The sequence below is a fragment of the Streptomyces sp. NPDC093598 genome, assembly GCF_044764825.1.
In the GTDB taxonomy this organism is placed as follows: domain Bacteria; phylum Actinomycetota; class Actinomycetes; order Streptomycetales; family Streptomycetaceae; genus Streptomyces.
This window is the reverse complement of sequence record NZ_JBIWIV010000022.1, coordinates 63131-82213: the sequence shown is the minus strand read 5'-3', so window position 1 is coordinate 82213 and position 19083 is coordinate 63131. Positions and strand designations below refer to the sequence as shown.

At 72.0% G+C, this 19083-nt stretch carries 14 protein-coding genes; 3 read left to right on the top strand and 11 right to left on the bottom strand.

Annotated elements, in window-relative coordinates; genetic code table 11:
• Positions 1 to 7: 7 nt before the first annotated feature.
• From ACIRDU_RS36390 to ACIRDU_RS36380, 3 genes are all read right to left on the bottom strand, one after another.
• A complete protein-coding gene (locus ACIRDU_RS36390; protein WP_403588095.1) occupies positions 8 to 1858 on the bottom strand; it encodes an acetolactate synthase large subunit in 1851 nt (616 codons plus the stop codon).
• Positions 1859 to 2082: 224 nt separating this feature from the next.
• Positions 2083 to 5097, bottom strand: a complete 3015-nt coding sequence (locus ACIRDU_RS36385) for a putative bifunctional diguanylate cyclase/phosphodiesterase (protein WP_403588092.1) — start codon at positions 5095 to 5097, stop codon at positions 2083 to 2085.
• Between the two features lie 346 nt (positions 5098 to 5443).
• Entirely contained in the window at positions 5444 to 6394 is a 951-nt protein-coding gene (locus ACIRDU_RS36380; protein ID WP_403588089.1) for a 2-hydroxyacid dehydrogenase, read from the bottom strand.
• A gap of 77 nt (positions 6395 to 6471) precedes the next feature.
• Between ACIRDU_RS36380 and ACIRDU_RS36375 the strand changes: the two genes are divergently transcribed.
• Both ACIRDU_RS36375 and ACIRDU_RS36370 read left to right on the top strand, forming a co-directional pair.
• Positions 6472 to 7470 (top strand): aldo/keto reductase, encoded by a 999-nt coding sequence (locus tag ACIRDU_RS36375; protein WP_403588086.1) that lies wholly within the window; start codon positions 6472 to 6474, stop codon positions 7468 to 7470.
• A 122-nt stretch (positions 7471 to 7592) separates the two neighbouring features.
• Entirely contained in the window at positions 7593 to 8765 is a 1173-nt protein-coding gene (locus ACIRDU_RS36370; protein WP_403588083.1) for a PQQ-dependent sugar dehydrogenase, read from the top strand.
• On the opposite strand, the gene ACIRDU_RS36365 is transcribed toward ACIRDU_RS36370, so the two are convergent.
• The 7 genes from ACIRDU_RS36365 to ACIRDU_RS36335 all read right to left on the bottom strand — a co-directional run bounded on the left by ACIRDU_RS36365 (position 8762) and on the right by ACIRDU_RS36335 (position 16480).
• Positions 8762 to 8956: a DUF6191 domain-containing protein gene (locus ACIRDU_RS36365; protein ID WP_403588148.1), complete on the bottom strand. Its 195-nt coding sequence runs from the start codon at positions 8954 to 8956 to the stop codon at positions 8762 to 8764. The genes ACIRDU_RS36370 and ACIRDU_RS36365 overlap by 4 nt on opposite strands.
• Positions 8957 to 9024: 68 nt before the next feature.
• The gene (locus ACIRDU_RS36360; RefSeq protein WP_403588080.1) at positions 9025 to 12099 is read right to left on the bottom strand and encodes an AAA family ATPase; all 3075 of its coding nucleotides are present in this window, start codon (positions 12097 to 12099) and stop codon (positions 9025 to 9027) included.
• 128 nt (positions 12100 to 12227) lie between these two features.
• A complete protein-coding gene (locus ACIRDU_RS36355; RefSeq protein WP_403588077.1) occupies positions 12228 to 12413 on the bottom strand; it encodes a hypothetical protein in 186 nt (61 codons plus the stop codon).
• A 198-nt stretch (positions 12414 to 12611) separates the two neighbouring features.
• The gene (locus ACIRDU_RS36350; RefSeq protein ID WP_403588074.1) at positions 12612 to 13148 is read right to left on the bottom strand and encodes a hypothetical protein; all 537 of its coding nucleotides are present in this window, start codon (positions 13146 to 13148) and stop codon (positions 12612 to 12614) included.
• A 35-nt stretch (positions 13149 to 13183) separates the two neighbouring features.
• Positions 13184 to 13756 (bottom strand): GNAT family N-acetyltransferase, encoded by a 573-nt coding sequence (locus ACIRDU_RS36345; protein WP_403588071.1) that lies wholly within the window; start codon positions 13754 to 13756, stop codon positions 13184 to 13186.
• A complete protein-coding gene (locus ACIRDU_RS36340) occupies positions 13734 to 15980 on the bottom strand; it encodes an MMPL family transporter (protein ID WP_403588068.1) in 2247 nt (748 codons plus the stop codon). Before ACIRDU_RS36340 ends, ACIRDU_RS36345 begins: the two co-directional genes overlap by 23 nt.
• A 158-nt stretch (positions 15981 to 16138) precedes the next feature.
• Positions 16139 to 16480 (bottom strand): hypothetical protein, encoded by a 342-nt coding sequence (locus ACIRDU_RS36335; protein ID WP_403588066.1) that lies wholly within the window; start codon positions 16478 to 16480, stop codon positions 16139 to 16141.
• Positions 16481 to 16672: 192 nt separating this feature from the next.
• Here ACIRDU_RS36335 and ACIRDU_RS36330 point away from each other — a divergent pair, with 192 nt between their 5' ends.
• Positions 16673 to 17476: an SAM-dependent methyltransferase gene (locus tag ACIRDU_RS36330; RefSeq protein ID WP_403588063.1), complete on the top strand. Its 804-nt coding sequence runs from the start codon at positions 16673 to 16675 to the stop codon at positions 17474 to 17476.
• 83 nt (positions 17477 to 17559) lie between these two features.
• Here ACIRDU_RS36330 and gatB read toward each other — a convergent pair whose 3' ends face one another.
• Positions 17560 to 19074: an Asp-tRNA(Asn)/Glu-tRNA(Gln) amidotransferase subunit GatB gene (gene gatB, locus ACIRDU_RS36325; protein ID WP_403588060.1), complete on the bottom strand. Its 1515-nt coding sequence runs from the start codon at positions 19072 to 19074 to the stop codon at positions 17560 to 17562.
• Positions 19075 to 19083: the final 9 nt, after the last annotated feature.

The window sequence follows — 19083 nt, the reverse complement described above, 5'->3', positions numbered from 1 at the left end:
ACGGCTCTCAGTCGTCTTCGTTGTCGCCGAAGTCGGGGCGGACGTCCCGGGCGGCCATGATCTCGTCGTTGGAGGTGCCGGCGGCGACCATCGGCCAGACCATCGCGTCCTCGTGGACGATGAAGTCGACGACGACCGGGCGGTCGTTGATGGAGTTCGCCTCTTCGATGACCTTGTCGAGGTCGTCCGGGGACTCGCAGCGGATCGCGTAGCAGCCCATGGCCTCCGACAGCTTCACGAAGTCGGGGACGCGGGTGCCGCGGGCCTCGGGGTTGACGTCGTCCGGGCCGGAGTGCAGGACGGTGTTGGAGTACCGCTGGTTGTAGAAGAGGGTCTGCCACTGGCGGACCATCCCGAGGGCGCCGTTGTTGATGACGGCGACCTTGATCGGGATGTTGTTCAGGGCGCAGGTGGTGAGCTCCTGATTGGTCATCTGGAAGCAGCCGTCTCCGTCGATCGCCCAGACGGCCTTGTCGGGTGCTCCGGCCTTGGCGCCCATGGCGGCCGGGACGGCGTAGCCCATGGTTCCGGCGCCGCCGGAGTTCAGCCAGGTGCCGGGCTTGTCGTACTCGATGAAGTGGGCGGCCCACATCTGGTGCTGGCCGACGCCCGCCGCGAAGATCGTGCCCTCGGGGGCGAGCTGTCCGATGCGCTCGATGACCTGCTGCGGGGAGAGCGAGCCGTCGTCGGGCTGGTCGTAGCCGAGCGGGTAGGTGTCGCGCCAGCGGCTCAGATCCTTCCACCATGCGCTGTAGTCGCCCTGGTGGCCCTCGCTGTGCTCCTTCTGCACGGCCTGGATCAGGTCGGCGATGACCTCGCGGGCGTCACCCACGATCGGCACGTCCGCGGCGCGGTTCTTGCCGATCTCGGCCGGGTCGATGTCCGCGTGGACGATCTTGGCGAAGGGGGCGAAGCTGTCCAGCTTGCCGGTGACGCGGTCGTCGAAGCGGGCACCGAGGGCGACGATCAGGTCGGCCTTCTGCAGTCCGGTGACGGCGGCCACCGAGCCGTGCATGCCGGGCATGCCCAGGTGCTGCGGGTGGTTGTCGGGGAACGCGCCGAGCGCCATCAGCGTGGTGGTGACGGGCGCGCCGGTGAGCTCGGCGAGGACCTTCAGCTCGGCCGTGGCCTTGGCCTTGAGCACGCCGCCACCGACATACAGCACGGGCCGCTTGGCCTGCGTGATCAGCTTGGCGGCCTCGCGGATCTGCTTGGCGTGCGGCTTGGTCACCGGGCGGTAGCCGGGCAGATCCATGGCGGGCGGCCAGGAGAAGGTGGTCTTCGCCTGGAGGGCGTCCTTGGCGATGTCGACCAGGACCGGGCCGGGGCGGCCGGTGGAGGCGATGTGGAACGCCTGGGCGATGATCCGCGGGATGTCCTCGGCCTTGGTGACGAGGAAGTTGTGCTTGGTGATCGGCATGGTGATGCCGACGATGTCCGCCTCCTGGAAGGCGTCCGTGCCGATCGCCTTGGACGCCACCTGGCCGGTGATCGCGACCAGCGGCACGGAGTCCATGTGCGCGTCGGCGATCGGGGTGACCAGGTTGGTGGCGCCGGGGCCCGAGGTGGCCATGCAGACGCCGACCCTGCCGGTGGCCTGCGCGTAGCCGGTGGCGGCGTGACCGGCGCCCTGCTCGTGCCGGACCAGGACGTGGCGCACCCTGGTGGAGTCCATCAGCGGGTCGTAGGCCGGGAGGATCGCGCCGCCGGGAATGCCGAATACCGTGTCGGCGCCGACCTCCTCGAGAGAGCGGATGAGGGACTGCGCGCCCGTCACCTGCTCGGGGGCGGAGTGTCCTCCGGATCGGGGCCGGGGCTGCGGGTGGTGGGCCCCGGTGGCCTGCTCGGTCATCGGCATTCTCTTCTCAGATGCTGAGGGTTTTTGCGAGGTTCGTGCGGTCTTCGGCTGTTGCACGAAGGGTGCCTGTGCAACAAAAAACCCCTCGTGCCATAAGGCAAGCGAGGGGAGCGCGCCGGGTGGGGTCGCTGAGCGGTCGAGGCTCAGCGTCAGCCGACGCGCTTTCCAAGTACGAGAATTCGGGTGCGCATGGCACTGACCCTCTCCCCGGCACGCACTCACTGTCAAGTGGGTGGGACGGGAGTCTCATTATGTGAGCGGAGGACCGTGCCGCCTCCGATGACGGCGGACACCCCCGAGCTGTACACCCGCGTGGCGCCGCCCGCGAACGCCGGTTCGCCCGGTCCGTTCGGCACCGGATAGCGACCGTAGGCGAGGGCCCGGCGCAGCCGGTACTCGTCGAGCGGCCCGGAGAACGCCATGCCCTGCCCGTGCGTGCAGCCCATCGCGCGCAGGGCGGTGACCTGCTCGGGCAGATCCACCCCTTCGGCCACGGACTTCAGCCCGAGGTCACCGGCGATGCGCAGCAGCCCGCCGGTGATCTTGTGCAGCCGGGCGGACTCGACGACGCCCTCGACCAGACCGCGGTCGAGCTTCAGGACGTCGACGGGGAGCCGCCTGAGGGCCGTGATCGCCGCATAGCCGCTGCCGAACCCGTCGAGCGCGATCCGTACTCCGACCCGCCGCAGGGCACCCAGGCGCCGCTCCAGCTCGTCCAGCGAGACCTTCGGGTCGGCGTCCGACAGCTCGATGATCAGCGACCCGGACGGCAGGCCGTGCCGCGTGAGCAGCGCCTCGATCGAGCCGAGCGGCATCGACCGGTCCAGCAGCCGGCGGGCGCTCATGCGGACCACGACCGGCACGGACAGCCCGGTCGTGTGCCGCTCGGCGGCCTGCTCGACGGCCTCCTCGATCATCCACCGGCCCAGCTCGGCGGTCTTGTCACTGTCCTCGGCCACGCGCAGGAACTCAGCCGGGGTGAAGAGCACCCCTTGCGAGGAGCGCCAGCGCGCCTGCGCGGACACCGACGTGATCCGGCCGTCCTCCAGGGACACCACCGGCTGGTGCAGCAGGGCGAACTCCCCGTCGTGCAGCGCGGCCCGCAGGCGGGTGGCGAGCTCGGCCTTGCGGACAACGTCCTGCTGCATCTGCGGCTTGTACAGCTCGACGCGGCCCTTGCCGCCGGCCTTGGCGCGGTACATGGCCAGGTCGGCGTTGCGCAGCAGTTCGCCCGCGCCGAGGCCCGCCTCCGCGAAGGCCACGCCGATGGAGGCGTTGACCCGGACATCGTTGCCGTCGATGAGGTAGGGCTGGGACAGGGTCGTCCTGAGGCGGTCGGCGAGCTCCAGGATGTGCCGCTCGCGGGCGTCCCGGTCGCGGGTGTCGTCCCCGGCGATCAGGGCCGCGAACTCGTCTCCGCCGAGCCGGGACGCGGTGTCGCCGTGCCGGACGGAGTCCTGGAGTCTGCGGGCGGCCTGGACGAGCAGCTCGTCCCCGGCCTGGTGCCCGATCGTGTCGTTGACGGCCTTGAAGCCGTCGAGGTCGATGAACAGCACGGCCGTGTTCCGCAGGGCCAGGCCCCGGTCCGAGGCGCGGCGGCCCGAGAGGGCGTGCTGCACGCGCTTGGTGAACAGGGCCCGGTTGGGCAGGTCCGTGAGCGGGTCGTGCTCGGCGTTGTGCTGCAACTGGGCCTGGAGCCGCACCCGTTCGGTCACGTCGCGGCTGTTGAAGATGAGGCCGCCGTGATGGCGGTTGACGGTCGACTCGACATTCAGCCAGCCTCCGTCGCCCGAGCGGAAGCGGCACTCGATGCGCGTGGTGGGTTCCTCGACCGGGTCGGCGGCGAGGAATCTGCGCACCTCGTGCACGACGCAGCCCAGGTCCTCGGGGTGGATGAGGTTGGCCAGTTCCGTACCCACCAGCTCCTCCGCCGAGCGGCCGTAGACCCCGGCGGCGGCCGGGGAGACGTACCTGAGGACGCCGCTGGGGGCGGCGATCATGATGACGTCGCTGGAGCCCTGCACCAGGGAGCGGAAGTGGTTCTCCTTCTGCGCCAGTTCCTGGGTGAGGGTGATGTTGTCGAGCAGCATGATGCCCTGGCGCACCACGAGCGCGAGCACCACGGTGCCCCCCGTCAGCAGGACCACGCGGTCGACGCTGCGGCCGTTGAGGACGTTGTAGAGGATGCCCAGGGTGCACACGGCGGCCGCGAGATACGGCGTGAGGGCGGCGAGGGAGCCGGCGATGGGCCGGGCGACCGGGTACCGGCTGCTGTGCTCGGCTCCGGGCATCGGCGCCACGTGAGGGGGGCCGCTGCGCTGCCCGGGCACGTGCTCGTGCACCACGCGGGTGTGCCCGGTCGTGCCGTGCCGGTCCGGGCCGTGCCGGTCGGCGTCCGAGCGGGGCGCGGCCCACGGGGCGTACGCCAGGAGCAGCGAGCCCGCGAACCAGCCCGCGTCGAGCAGCTGACCGGAGCGGTAGTCGTGGTGCATGAGCGGCGAGGTGAACAGGGCGTCGCACATGACGGTCAGCGCGAGGGCCCCGATGGCGGTGTTGACCGCTGAGCGGTTCACCGCGGACCGCCTGAAGTGCAGGGCGAGCACCATGCTGACCAGCGCGATGTCGAGCAGCGGGTACGCCAGGGACAGCGCGATGTGCGCCACTCCGGGGCCTTCCGACTTCGCGGCCTGGGCGAGGGCGAGGCTCCACGCCAGCGTCAGCAGCGAGCCGCCGATCAGCCAGGCGTCGAGACCCAGGCAGACCCAGCCGGCCTTGGTCACCGGCCGCTTGGCGAGCACGAGCAGCCCGACGATCGCGGGCGGCGCGAAGCAGAGGAAGAACAGGTCGGCGTAGCTGGGACTGGGCACGGGCAGCCCCAGGACCACCTCGTACCACCCCCAGACCAGGTTGCCCAGGGAGGCCATGGCCGAGGAGAGGCCGAACAGCAGCCAGGCGGGTCGAAAGCGGGTGCGGCGGCTGCGGGCGTAGACGAAGCACGAGACGGCGGCGGCGCCGGCTGCGGCGCTCAGCCCGAAGTCACCCATGATCAGGGCCAGTTCGTACGAACCCCAGCCGAACGCGGAACCGGCGGCGTATCCCGCGCAGATCAGGGCCAGGACGAGCTGGAGGGCCAGGCCCGGCCGGTGGCCGGAGGCCGGCGTACGAGGCAGCAGCGCGCCCGGTGACGGAGGCTGTGCCCGCAGCGCTCCGTCCAGCGTGGGGGTGGGGGGCGCGCTCACCGGGCCCTCCCGGTTGATGCCGCTGCGCTGTCGCGTTCGCTGTGGTGGGTGTGGTGGCCGCCGTGATCGGCGTGCCGGCCGCGCCTGCTCGCGGCCGTCCGCCCGGGTCGCCGCCGGCAGCCCCGTCCCGTCGGATCGCTCGTCCAAAGGCCGTGCATCGCCTGTCGCCCCCCTCACAGTCCGAACTGTCCGTCCCCGGCGCCGAACGGTCCCCGGCGCAGCCCCTGTCGGGACGATACACCAGTCTCGTCACTCAGGGACATAGGTTCTCTACGCTCCGTGACGATCAACACGTACATGAGTACCCACCGCGCCCGAAGGATTGCGGACGGTACTCGAAGGTCTCTCAGCCGGTTGGTGCACCCGTCGTAAGGATCACGTTGCGGAGCGGCTCCCGGTTCACATAACGGTTCAACTGGTCCACCAGGAGCCGCTTGGCGCGCGGAAGGAACGCGGAGGTGGGTCCGCCGACGTGCGGGCTGATGAGTACCCCCGGCGCACGCCACAAGGGGTGTTCGCGCGCCAGCGGCTCCGGATCGGTGACGTCGAGGGCGGCGGTGATGCGGCCGCTCTCCAGCTCGGCGAGCAGGGCCTTGGTGTCGACGACGGGGCCGCGGGCGACGTTGACGAGGAGCGCGCCGTCCTTCATCCGGGACAGGAAGTCGGCCCCGGCCAGGCCACGGGTGGTTTCGGTGAGCGGCGTGGACAGGATGACGACGTCCGCCTCCGGCAGCAGCGCGGGCAGTTCGGTGAGCGGATGCACCGGCCCGCGCGCCGTGGTGCGCTCGGAGCGCGCGACGCGCGCCACCCGCGCCACCTCGAACGGAACGAGCCGGTCCTCGATGGCCTCGCCGATCGAGCCGTATCCCACGATGAGGACGTTCTTGTCGGCGAGCGCCGGCCGGAATCCGCCGAGCCACTCCCCCCGGTCCTGCGCCCGGACGAAGTCGGGGATTCCGCGCAGCGAGGCGAGGATCAGCGCGAGGGTGAGCTCGCCGGTGCTGGCCTCGTGCACCCCGCGCGCGTTGCACAACCGCACGCCGTCGGGCAGGTGCCCGAGCCCCGGCTCCACGTGGTCGATCCCGGCGGAGAGGGTCTGCACGACCCGGACGTTGCTCATCCGTCCCAGGGGCCGCACGCACAGCGGGCTGGGCTTCATGTAGGGGACGACGTAGAAGGCGCACTCGGCCGGGTCCGCGGGGAAGTCCTGCGCACCGTTCCAGAAGCGGTAGTCCGGCCCCTCGGGGAGTCCCTCGATCTCGTCCGGCGGGATGGGCAGCCACACGTCAGCAGTCATGCTCTGGAGGCTATGTCAGGAGCGTGCGACGGCAGAGGTTAGGTTGGGGTGGCTCGAACAGGGAGGGTCACGACCAGGTGGAGCGCAGGACGATCGGCGCGGCGGCGCTCGCGGTGGGGGCCGTCGGACTCGGGTGCATGCCGATGAGCTGGGCCTACAGCGCGTCGAGGCGGCGCGGCGACGAGTCGCTCAGGGCGGTGCACCGGGCGCTCGACCTGGGCGCGTCCCTGCTGGACACGGCCGACATGTACGGCCCCTTCACCAACGAGCTGCTGGTGGGGCGGGCGTTGAAGGAGCGCCGGTCCGACGCGTTCGTGTCGACGAAGGTCGGTCTGCTCGTGGGCGACCAGCACATCGTCGCCAACGGCCGCCCCGGGTACGTGAAGCGGGCCTGCGACGCGTCGCTGAGGCGGCTCCAGACGGACGTCATAGACCTCTACCAGCTGCACCGGGCCGACCCGGAGGTGCCGGTCGAGGAGACCTGGGGCGCGATGGCGGAGCTCGTCCAGGCCGGGAAGGTACGGGCGTTGGGCCTGTGCGCGGTGGGCGCGCGGGCCGGCCGCCGTGCCGGGGCCCGGCTGCACGACGGGACGATCCGGCAGCTGGAGCGGGTGCAGCAGGTCTTCCCGGTGAGCGCGGTGCAGGCGGAGCTGTCGGTGTGGTCGCCGGAGGCGCTGGAGACGCTGCTGCCGTGGTGCCAGACGCGGGGCGTCGGTTTCCTCGCCGCGATGCCGCTGGGCAACGGCTTCCTGACCGGCAGGCTGCGGCCCGGGGCGGGCTTCGAGGCGGACGACCCGCGCGCCCGGCACCCCCGCTTCACGGCCGAGATGATGGCCGCGAACCAGCCGGTCGTCGCGGGCCTGCGCCGCGTGGCCCGCCGGCACGGCGTGGACGTCACGCCCGCCCAGGTCGCCCTGGCATGGGTGCTGGCCCAGGGCCCGCACGTGGTCCCGGTCCCGGGCACGAAACAGGAGCGCTGGGTCACCGAGAACACGGCCGCGACGGCGCTGCGCCTGACCCTCGACGATCTCGAGGAGATAGCCCGGCTGCCCCCGGCCCAGGGGTCGTGGGACTGAGCCGGTCGCGCCGGGTGCGTTTCGGGCAAACCCCGCTTTCAAGGTTCGGCCTTCCGTGATCGGGAACCTCAGAGCCGCGAGCGGTGTATGACAGGGAGAGGACCCGCCCCGTCGAAGGGACCATGATCGTGCATCGTCGAGCCGTCCCGGCCGTGCTGGCCGCCGCCGCGCTCCTGCTGACGGCCGGTTGCTCCTCCGACGGCGGAGGATCGTCCGGTACCGACGACAGCTCCTCCCCGAGCCGTACGGCACCGGGGTCGTCCGCACCGCCGCGGCAGGCCGCCGAGGAGACACCTCCCGCCAAGGGCTCCGTGGAGGTCGTGCGCACCGTCGCCGAGGGTCTTGAGTCCCCGTGGGGTCTCGCCCCGCTGCCGGGCGGCGGACTGCTCGTCGCCTCCCGGGACGACGGGACGATCGTCCGGGTCGACGAGAAGACCGGCAGGAAGACCGAACTGGGCGAGGTGCCGGGGGTCTCGGCGGCCGGCGAGGGCGGCCTCCTCGGCATCGCCCTCTCCCCCGACTACGCGTCGGACCACATGGTCTACGCGTACTTCACGTCCGCCTCGGACAACCGCATCGTCCGCATGATCCACGACGAGCAGAAGCCCGCCGGCGAGCAGCTCGGCGCACCCGACACGGTCTTCAGGGGCATCCCCAAGGGCTTCATCCACAACGGCGGTCGCATCGCGTTCGGCCCGGACAAGATGCTGTACGTGGGCACGGGCGAGAGCGGCGACACCGGCCTGTCCCAGGACAAGGACTCCATGGGCGGCAAGATCCTGCGCCTGACCCCGGAGGGCGAGCCGGCGCCGGGCAACCCGTTCCCGGACTCGCCGGTGTACTCGTACGGCCACCGCAATGTGCAGGGCCTCGCCTGGGACGGCAAGCAGCGGCTGTTCGCCGCGGAGTTCGGGCAGGACACCTGGGACGAGCTGAACGCGATCAAGCCGGGCGACAACTACGGCTGGCCGGAGGCCGAGGGCCGCTCCGACGACAAGCGGTTCCACAACCCGATCGACCAGTGGACCACGGCCGAGGCCTCCCCCAGCGGCATCGCCTACGCCGAGGGGTCGGTCTGGATGGCGGGCCTGCGCGGCAAGCGGCTGTGGCGCATCCCGCTGAACGGCACCGAGGCCTCGGCCGAGCCGCAGGCCTTCCTGGAGGGCGAGTACGGCCGGCTGCGCACGGTGGTGCCGGCGGGCGGCGACCGGCTGTGGCTGGTGACCAGCAACACGGACGGCCGGGGCAGCCCGGAGGACGGGGACGACCGGATCCTGGAACTGAAGGTGGGCTAGACCCCCTGGTTCTCCGGATTCTCCGGGTGCTCCGGCTCCTCCCCGGGCGGGCGTACAACGACCTTCCCGGACGCGAGATCTATCGGTCCGCGTCCGGGGTCACCGTCCCCGACGTCCTCGCGGGTCAGTTCCAGGCGGTTCTGCTCGTCGCGGGTGTGCTTGCGCCCGGGTGAGAACAGTTCCTCGAACACGTTGAACAACGGAGCCTCCCTGGGCCCGGGGAGGTACGACCTCCGCGACGTCCCTCGCAGCGTATGCCTCAGCTCGCCGGACCGGGCATGAGCATCTCCGCCGGGAAGAGCCCCAGCCGGTGGGCCACCGCCGCGGCCTCGCCCCGCCCGGAGACGCCGAGCTTGCCGAGGATGTTGGAGACGTGCACGCTCGCCGTCTTCGGCGAGATGAACAGCTCCTGCGCTATCCGGCGGTTGGTGTGACCGGCGGCGACCAGGCGCAGCACGTCCCGTTCCCGGCTGGTCAGGCCGAGGGCCTCGACGGGGTCGGCCGGCGCGGGGCCCGGTTCCCCGGCGGGCGTGAGCGGGAGGCGGGCGCGCCGCCCGAGCGCGGTGGCGGCGTCGGCGAGCGGCCGCGCCCCGAGGTGGCGGGCGACGGTGTGGGCGAGGCGGAGCAGTTCCGTGGCGCGGTCGCGCTCGTCCTCGCCGCCGCACGCCAGCAGGGCATCGGCCAGGCGGTACCGGACGCGGGCGAGGTCATAGGGCCGGTCCAGGGGCTCGAAGGCGGTGACCACCTCCGACCAGGCGTCGGGGGTGGTCCGGCCCTCGGCGCGGTGGAGCTCGGCGCGGACCCACTGCTCGTGGGCGAGCCAGACGGGGGCGTGGGTGGTGAGGCGCTTGACGGCGCCGAAGATGCCCTCCAGAGCCTCCTCGCGGCCGTCGCGGGCGGCGGGCAGCGCCCGGGTGTCGGCCTCGGCGGTGGCCGCTTCGAGCAGCAGCGGCCAGGCGTAGCGCCGGGTGCCGAGCGGGAAGCCGGACTCCAGGGTGCGGGCCAGTTCGGCGCGGGCGTCGGCCAGGCGTCCCTCGGCGGCGGCGACGGCGATGGTGAGGCGGGAGATCGGCAGGTCGTGCTGGGGCATGGGGTCGTGCGGGCCGTAGGAGGCGCGGGCCTCGGCGAGGTGGCGGGCGGCCTCGGGCACCTGGCCGCGGGCGAGTGCGAGGAACGCCAGGCTGGTGGCGCCGGACCCGTACGGCGCGGCCGTCTGCCCTTGCCGCTGGGCGCTGACGGCCGCCTCCGCGGCCTCGTCCCAGCGGCCCAGGGAGATGAGCGACTCGGCGAGGTTGCCCCGGACCCAGCCCTCGGACTCGGTCAGTCCCATCGTGCGGGTGTGCCGAAGGCCCTCGCGCAGGATGCTCACGGCTTCCTGCGAGCGCCCGATGGCCTCCAGGGTGGAGGGCAGGTTCACATGGCTGCGGCCCACGACGGCCGCGAGGCCACGGACCACCACCTCGTCCCTGACCTCGTACATGTGGGCGAGCCCGGCTTCGATCTGCCCGGCCTCGACCATGAGCCCGCCGAGGGTGAGCCGGGCGTTGGACTCGATCTCGTCGGCGCCCACCATGCGCGCGTACTCGACGGCCCGCTCGGCGGCCGTGAGGGCCTCCGGGCCGGGCTCACGGAGCATCGACCAGTGCGCGGCCGTGGCCAGCACCTCGGCGTGCACCTCGGACGGCGGCAGGCCGCGGACCAGCTCCTGGGCGGTGGCGATCTCCTTCCAGCCGTCGCCCCGGGCGAGCCGCTGCACGAGCCGGGAGCGCTGGATCCAGAACCAGGCGGTGCGCAGGGGGTCGGCCTCGTCCTCGAGCAGGCGCAGCGCCCGCTTGGTGATCTTCAGGGCCCGTTCGCGTTCCCCGCAGAGCCGTCCGGCGACGGCCGCCTCGGCCAGCAGGTCCAGGTAGCGCAGGGCGGTGGTGGCCGGGTCGCAGCCGCTGGGGGTCCCCCCACGCCGTTCAGGCAGAGGGGGAGGGTAGACCTCGGCGTAGTCAACGGGGCGCAGGGTACGGCGTACGGCCTCGGGGGCGCTGTCCCACAGTTCCATCGCCCTTTCCAGCAGCCGGAGTTGCTCGGCGTAGGCGTGCCGGCGGCGGGCTGCCACGGAGGCTTCGAGGACGGCGGGCAGGGCCTTGGCGGCGTCGTGGGCGTGGTACCAGTAGCTGGCCAGGCGGGTGGCCCGCTGGTCTGCGGGGACGAGGGCCGGGTCGCTCTCCAGGGCTTCGGCGTAGCGGCGGTTGAGGCGGGAGCGTTCGCCGGGGAGCAGGTCGTCGCTGACGGCCTCGCGGACCAGGGAGTGCCGGAAGCGGTAGCCGTCGCCGCCGGGCGCGGGGGCGAGGATGCTGGCGTTCACGGCAGCCCGCAACGCCTCGATGAGGTCGTCCTCGGCGAGCCGGGCGACGGCGGCCAGCAGCCGGTACTCGACGGTGGAGCCGCCCTCGGCGACGATCCGGGCGACGTGCTGGGCGGACTCCGGCAGCCCTTCGACGCGGACCAGCAGCAGATCGCGCAGGGAGTCGGTCAGGCCGGTCCGGCAGCCCTCGTGGGCGGCGACGGCGAGTTCCTCGACGAAGAAGGCGTTGCCGTCGGAGCGTTCGAAGATCGCGTCGACCTGGTCCGGCTCGGGTTCGTGGGCGAGGATCCCGGCGACCTGGCGGCACACCTCGTCGCGGTTGAAGCGGGCGAGTTCGAGGCGGCGGATCGTGCGGAGCCGGTCGAGTTCGGCGAGCAGGGGCCGCAGCGGGTGGCGGCGGTGGATGTCGTCGGAACGGTAGGTGGCGAGGACGACGAGGCGGCCGGTGCGAAGGGTGCGGAAGAGGTAGGAGAGCAGATGCCGGGTGGAGGCGTCGGCCCAGTGCAGGTCCTCCAGGGCGAGGACGACGGTGTGTTCGGCGGCGACGCGCTCCAGCAGACGCGCGGTGAGCTCGAAGAGGCGGGCCATGCCGTCCTCGTCGTGCCGTCCGGCCCTCGACTCGCCCAGCTCGGGCAGCAGGCGGGCCAGTTCCTCCTCCTGGCCGGCGGCCGCGGCGGCCAGCTCGCCGGGGAGTTCGCGGCGCAGTGCGCGCAGCGCGGTGGAGAAGGGGGCGAAGGGCAGCCCGTCGGCGCCGATCTCCACGCAGCCGCCGAGCGCGACCACCGCCCCGCGGCGGCGGGCTGCGGCGGCGAACTCCTCGACCAGGCGGGTCTTGCCGACTCCGGCCTCCCCGCCGAGGAGCAGCGCTTGGGGCTCGCCCTCGCAGGCGCGTACGAGTGCGTCGTGCAGCGTGCCCAGTTCCTCGGCACGGCCGACGAACACGGGGCTGACGGACCTGGTCTCCACGGCCCCGAGCATCGCATGCGGGTCTGACGGCGCGGCACCGGTTTTCCGGTGAACGGCCGGAGCAGCGGCCGCCGTTCCGGTGCGAACGACGGCCGCTGCTCCGCGGGCGGCCACGGCGGTGGCCGGTCCCGCCCCGGTGTTCACGTCGTCCGGGCGGACCGGAGCCGGCGGAAACGGCGGCTATGGCTTTCGTGCTCGGCGGAGTGTGCGTCCGCCGAGTGGTGGGTCGCGCGGCGGGCCCGGGCGGCCTCGCGGACCAGGCGTTCGTGGTCGGCGCGGCGGATGAGGTCGGCGGTGCGGGCCTGCTGGAGCTCGTACTCGTACATGGTGTGTCCTTGGTGAGAGGGCCGGTCACGGAGGGTTTCTCCGTGCTGGTCTCACTCTCGTCCCCCAGGTGGGGCGGCCACATCGGGAGAGTTCCGCATCTTCGGCGGCGGGAGGGACCTTAGGACACGGCTGAGGGGCCCCAGGGGTTCCGTAAGGTGCTTACGGAACCCCTGAGACCCCTCAGGAGGTGCGCCGGCTCAGCTCGCGGACGGCAGTCCGAGGAGGATGCCGGTGTACTTGAGGACGGCCAGGAACAGGCCGATGACACCGAGGGCGACTCCCGCCCAGGCGACGGACTTGATCCAGGGGGCCTGGATCCTGCCGGGCGTGCCGAACGCGGGCCGGGCGAGCGTCACGACGCCGACCACCAGCGCGATCAGCGCGAACAGGCCGCCCCACAGGGCGGTGGTCTGCCAGGCGTCGCCGTAGACCGCCTGGATCTGCTGGGCCACGCCCGCGTTCTGCGCGGTCTCCAGCTGACCGATGAGGTTCTGGCGCGCGGAGGCCACGGTGCCGATCCAGCTGCCGGTGAGCGAGACGACGCCCAGCGCGGCGGAGACCACGGCGGCGGCGCCCTGGCCGACGCCGGAGGGGCTCTCCACCTTGGTCTGTGTGTCCTCGGCCGCGGCCGGGACCTCGGTCCGGGGCACCTCGTGGGACTCGGTGGTGTCCACCGCCTTCTCGTCGGTCGTGGCCTTCGTGGCCTCGGTCTCGTCCACTGCGTTCGTTGCCATGTTTCGCACCGTAGGTTCGCTGTCTGAGAAGTCTCTTAATGATCGTTGTGAGCGGCACGCGCGCGTGCGGCGCGCCACTCGGGCGCCAGCACCGACCAGACTTCGAGATCGTGCCGTACGCCACCATAGGGGTGTGCCTGGCGTCGCACACCGTCACGCGTCATACCGAGCCGCCGCGCCACGTTCAGACTCGCCTGATTGCCGGAGGCGGCGACCCACTCGACGCGGTGGATGCCGCGCTGTTCGACGGCCCAGTCGAGGAGGACCCGCATCGCGCGCGTGACCAGGCCCCGGCCCGTTCCCGCGGGCTCCAGCCAGCAGCCGACCTCGCAGTTGCCGGCCGCCGCGTCGAAGTTCAGGAAGAGCACCCCGCCCACCAGCGTCCCCTCCAGCCACAGGCCGTGCAGGGAGCCCGTGTCGGCGGCGCGCATGTCGGCGTAGAGCTGGAGCTTCGCGCGGGCCGAGACCAGGTCCGTCTCGGTCGTCCCGAACGGGATGTACTGCCCGATGAACTCCCGCCCCCGCTCCAGGTGCGCCAGGAACTCTCCGGCGTGCCAGGGCTCCAGGGGCCTCAGCTCGGCGTCGTCACCCAGGGATATCGCGTACATCCCGCTGCCGCTCCTCTTCCGCCAGGACGTCCGCCACCTCGGCGTCCGTCGCGGCGGCCAGCCTCTCATGGGCGGCTCGGCTCTCCGGCGGTTCGATGCTGATGCGCGGCATGCGCTTGTCCAGCCAGCGGGGCAGCCACCAGTTGGCGCCGCCGAGCAGGTGCATCAGGGCCGGGACGAGCAGCGTGCGCAGGACGAAGGCGTCCAGGGCGACGGCGGCGGCCAGGGCGATGCCGAACATGGCGATCACGCGGTCGCCGCTGAGCACGAAGGCCAGGAAGACCGAGATCATGATGACCGCCGCCGAGTTGATCACCCGGCCGGTCTCGGCGAGGCCGACGCGCACGGCCCTGCGGTTGTCCCCGGTCTCCAGCCACTCCTCGTACATCCGGCTGACCAGGAAGACCTGGTAGTCCATGGAAAGACCGAAGAGCACCGACACCATGATCACGGGCAGGAAGGGCTCGATGGGCCCCGCGCTGCCGAGACCGAGCAGTTCGCTGCCCCAGCCCCACTGGAAGATCGCCACCACCACGCCGAAGGCGGAGGCCACGGCGGCGACGTTCATCGCGGCGGCCTTCAGCGGGATGCCGACGGACCGGAAGGCGAGCAGGAGCAGCAGACAGCCCAGTCCGATCACCACCCCGACGAAGACGGGCAGCTTGGAGACGATGACGTCGGCGAAGTCGTCGTAGCCGGCCGTCATCCCGCCCACCTGGACGTCCAGGGAGGTCCCCGACTCGGCGCGGGGCAGCACCTGCTCGCGCAGCCGCTCGACGAGATCACTGGTCTGCTTCGACTGCGGCGAGGACTCGGGGACGACGGTGAGGTACGCGGTGTGGCCGCCGGAGTCGAACGTCACCGGCGTCACCGAGGCCACGCCGTCGGTGGCGCGGAGCGTGCCGTCGAGGTTGTCCAGGGCGAGCTTGTCGTCGGCGCCGTCGACCTTGGTGACGAGGGTGAGCGGGCCGTTCACACCGGGGCCGAAGCCCTCGGCGAGCAGGTCGTAGGCCTGGCGGGTGGTGGCCGTCTTCGGGTCGTTGCCCTGGTCGGAGGTGCCCAGGTGCAGGGAGAACGTGGGCAGCGCGAGGACCGCCATGACGACCAGGGCGACGGCGCCGAGCACCTTGGGGTGGCGCTCGACGAACGCCGACCAGCGGGCGGCGAAGCCGGTGGGCACCTCCGGTTCCGGCCCGTGCTCCGCGAGGCGGCGGCGTTCACGGCGGCTGAGCGCGCGCATGCCGATGAAGGACAGCAGGGCGGGCAGCAGCGTCACGGAGGCGGCGACGGTGAGGACCACGGTGAGGCCGGCCGCCACGGCGACGCCGTTGAGGAAGCTCAGCCGGAGGATCAGCATGCCCAGCAGGGCGATGCAAACGGTGGCACCCGCGAAGACGACCGCCCGTCCCGTGGTAGCGACGGCGTTGGTGGCCGCCTCGGTGACGGACAGCCCGCGTTTCAGTCCGCGCCGGTGTCTGGTGACGATGAACAGCGCGTAGTCGATGCCGACGCCGAGCCCGATCAGCATGCCCAGCATGGGCGCGAAGTCGGCGACGGTCATGGCGTGCCCGAGCAGCACGATCCCGGCGTAGGCGGTGCCGACGCCGACCAGGGCGGTGGCGATGGGCAGCAGGGACGCGGCGAGCGAGCCGAAGGCGAGGAACAGCACGACCGCGGCGACGACCACGCCGACGATCTCGGCGACGTGCCCGCCGGAGGACTCGGTGAGCGCGACGGCGCTGCCGCCCAGCTCCACCTGGAGCCCGTCGGTCTCCGCGCTCTTCGCGGTGTCGACGACGGCCTGCGCCTCGCCCTTGCCGATGTGCTCGGCCTGGTCGTGGAAGGTGACCGAGGCGTACGCGGTGCGGCCGTCCTCGCTGATGCGGCCCGTGCCCGGCCCGTCGTAGGGGCCGGCGACCGAGGCCACACCGGGGAGGTTCTCGATCCGGTCCAGGGTGCGGGTCATCGCCTGCTCGACGTCGGCGGCGCGGACGCTGCCGGACGTGGTGTGCCAGACGACGGTGTCGCTGTCACCGCCGAGCTGCGGGAAGCCCTCGTGCAGCAGCTCGGTGGCGCGGCCCGACTCGGTACCGGGGACCTGGTAGTCGTTCGAGTACGTGGTACCGGCGACGGCGGCGCCCGCGGCGATTCCCGCGAACGCGAGGAGCCACAGCAGGACGCTGAGCAGACGTCGCTGGACGCACCAGCGTGCGAGGGCTGCCACGAAACGTGCTCCCGGAGTTGCCTTGTGTGGATCTTTGACCGGGAACAGTCGTACGTGAACTGAACAGCCAGCAAAGAACGCATGAGCAATGCGCTGCCACTCTTACAAACTCACGAGATCAATTGTCGGATTCGTGGGCTTATTCACAACGGCCGGCCTCAGTCGAACTGGTCCCCCAGCGCCATCACCATCACGCCCGCGACCAGCAGCCACAGCGCGCGCCGGGTGCGGCCGCGGGAGCCCAGCACGGCGGCGGCAGCGCATACGGCGGCCCCGCCTGCGTACGCGGCCGGGACGAGTGCCGGTGCGGAGCGGGTGAGGCGGAGCAGCGCCGCGGCGAGACCGGCCAGGGTCAGTGCGGCGCCGGTGCCCGCCGCCGTCCAGCGGGCCCGGCGCGCGTCTTCCTCGTCCTCCGCCGGGTCCTCGGCCTCGTCCTGCTCGTCGGCCGCCTCCGCATCCGCTGTCTCCGGATCGGTGTCGGAATCAGGACGTCCACTCATGGCCGAGACGGTAGCGCGCCGGGCGGGGAAAACCGGGTGCGGGGCCGCCGGGCCGGCTGTTAGCGTCCGTCGGTCCGAGGAACCGCCCGCGGCTTCCCGCCGCCCGGCCGAAGCAGGTGCATTGTTTGACGGTCCGACCGAGCTCCTACGCATCCCCGTTCTTCCTCAAGGACTCAAGGAGCCCGTTCACCGATGTCGGACATCACTTCCCGGACCTCGAACGACCCCCTCACTGACCGTGTGAGGCACCCCGGCCACCCGCGCAGCAACGGCTACGACGCCCGCTGGACCATCGACAACCAGATGGGCCCGCACGCGCTGTGGCTGCTGGAGTGGCTGGCCCCGGCCCTGGGGCTCGACACCCTGCCCCCCGGCTCCCGCGTGCTCGACCTGGGCTGCGGACGTGCCATGACGTCGATCTTCCTCGCCAGGGAATACGACGCTCAGGTCACCGCCGCCGACCTGTGGGTCAAGCCCGACGAGAACGCCGGGCGCATCGCCGAGGCGGGCGTCGCCGACCGCGTCCTACCCGTGTTCGCCGAGGCGCACGACCTGCCGTTCGGCGAGAGCAGCTTCGACGCGATCGTCTCGATCGACGCCTACCAGTACTTCGGCACCGACGACCTGTACCTGCCCCGGCTGACGCGGCTGCTGAAGCCCGGCGGGCGGATCGGCGTCGTCGTACCGGCGCTGCGCGAGGAGATCGACGGCGTCGAGCCGCCGGAGCACCTCAAGCCGTACTGGGAGCCTGATTTCTGGTGCTTCCACACCGCCGCGTGGTGGCGGCGCCACTGGACCCGCAGCGGGGCGGTGGCGGTGGAGACGGCCGACTGGCTGGAGGACGGCTGGCGCGACTGGCTGCGCTGGTGCGAGGTCGTGGCCGAGGAGCACACGGACGAGTGGCACGTCCGGATGGCCGGCCAGTGCGCGGAGATGCTGCGCCTCGACCGGGGCGAGACGCTGGGCTTCGTCCGGGTCGTGGGGCGTCGCCCGTAGGCACAGCAGACGCTCGCACGTAGGCACATGAGACAGGGGGGACGCACCGGCTCGGTGCATCCCCCCTGTCGGGTCCGCTGCGGTCAGCCCTCGCTGACGCCCAGCTTCTCCAGGATCAGCTCCTTGACGCGGGCCGCGTCGGCCTGACCGCGCGTGGCCTTCATGACCGCGCCGACCAGGGCGCCGGCCGCGGCCACCTTGCCGCCGCGGATCTTGTCCGCGATGGCCGGGTTGCCTGCGATGGCCTCCTCGACGGCCGTGGTGAGCGCGCCCTCGTCCGAGACGACCTTCAGGCCGCGCTTGTCGACGACCTCATCGGGTGTGCCCTCGCCCGCGAGGACGCCCTCGATGACCTGCCGGGCCAGCTTGTCGTTCAGGTCGCCCTTCGCGACGAGCTCGGTGACCCGGGCGACCTGCTCCGGCGTGATCGCCAGCTCGTCGAGGGCCTTGCCCGACTCGTTGGCGCTGCGGGCCAGCTCGCCCATCCACCACTTGCGGGCGGAGGCGGCGTCGGCCCCGGCCTCGATCGTGGCGACGATGGGCTCCAGTGCACCGGCGTTGAGGATGGCCTGCATGTCGGTGGCCGTGACGCCCCACTCCTCGCGGAGCCGGTTGCGGCGGACCAGCGGCAGCTCGGGCAGTCCGGCCCGGATCTCCTCGACCCACTCGCGGGACGGGGCGACCGGGACGAGGTCGGGCTCCGGGAAGTACCGGTAGTCCTCGGCCTCCTCCTTCACGCGGCCCGAGGTCGTCGACCCGGTGTCCTCGTGGAAGTGCCGGGTCTCCTGGATGATCGTGCCGCCGGACGACAGCACGGCCGCGTGCCGCTGGATCTCGAAGCGGGCCGCGCGCTCCACGGACCTGAGCGAGTTGACGTTCTTCGTCTCGGAACGCGTGCCGAACTTCTCGGTGCCGTTCGGGCGCAGCGACAGGTTCACGTCGCAGCGCATCTGGCCCATCTCCATCCGGGCCTCGGAGACGCCGAGCGCCTTGATGAGCTCGCGCAGCTCACGGACGTAGGCCCGCGCGACCTCGGGGGCCCGCTCGCCCGCGCCCTCGATCGGCTTGGTGACGATCTCGATGAGCGGGATGCCGGCGCGGTTGTAGTCCAGCAGGGAGTGGGACGCGCCGTGGATGCGGCCGGTGGCGCCACCGACGTGGGTCGACTTGCCGGTGTCCTCCTCCATGTGGGCGCGCTCGATCTCCACGCGGAAGGTCTCGCCGTCCTCCAGCTGCACGTCGAGGTAGCCGTTGAAGGCGATCGGCTCGTCGTACTGGGAGGTCTGGAAGTTCTTCGGCATGTCCGGATAGAAGTAGTTCTTCCGGGCGAAGCGGCACCACTCGGCGATCTCGCAGTTCAGCGCGAGGCCGATCTTGATGGCGGACTCGACGCCGGTGGCGTTGACGACCGGGAGCGCACCGGGCAGGCCGAGGCAGACCGGGCAGGTCTGCGTGTTGGCTTCCTGGCCGAGGGCGGTCGAGCAGCCGCAGAACATCTTCGTCTTGGTGCCGAGTTCGACATGGACCTCGAGGCCCATGACGGGGTCGTACGACGCGAGTGCGTCCTCGTACGACACCAGGTCGGTCGTGATGGTCACGGTGTAACT

Excerpts from the sequence above, each read along its gene's own strand:
- ACIRDU_RS36390 (WP_403588095.1), bottom strand. The coding sequence starts at position 1,858 with ATGCCGATGACCGAGCAGGCCACCGGGGCCCACCACCCGCAGCCCCGG.
- ACIRDU_RS36380 (WP_403588089.1), bottom strand. The coding sequence starts at position 6,394 with ATGACTGCTGACGTGTGGCTGCCCATCCCGCCGGACGAGATCGAGGGA.
- ACIRDU_RS36370 (WP_403588083.1), top strand. The coding sequence starts at position 7,593 with ATGATCGTGCATCGTCGAGCCGTCCCGGCCGTGCTGGCCGCCGCCGCG.
- ACIRDU_RS36360 (WP_403588080.1), bottom strand. The coding sequence starts at position 12,099 with ATGCTCGGGGCCGTGGAGACCAGGTCCGTCAGCCCCGTGTTCGTCGGC.
- ACIRDU_RS36355 (WP_403588077.1), bottom strand. The coding sequence starts at position 12,413 with ATGTACGAGTACGAGCTCCAGCAGGCCCGCACCGCCGACCTCATCCGC.
- ACIRDU_RS36350 (WP_403588074.1), bottom strand. The coding sequence starts at position 13,148 with ATGGCAACGAACGCAGTGGACGAGACCGAGGCCACGAAGGCCACGACC.
- ACIRDU_RS36345 (WP_403588071.1), bottom strand. The coding sequence starts at position 13,756 with ATGTACGCGATATCCCTGGGTGACGACGCCGAGCTGAGGCCCCTGGAG.
- ACIRDU_RS36335 (WP_403588066.1), bottom strand. The coding sequence starts at position 16,480 with ATGAGTGGACGTCCTGATTCCGACACCGATCCGGAGACAGCGGATGCG.
- ACIRDU_RS36330 (WP_403588063.1), top strand. The coding sequence starts at position 16,673 with ATGTCGGACATCACTTCCCGGACCTCGAACGACCCCCTCACTGACCGT.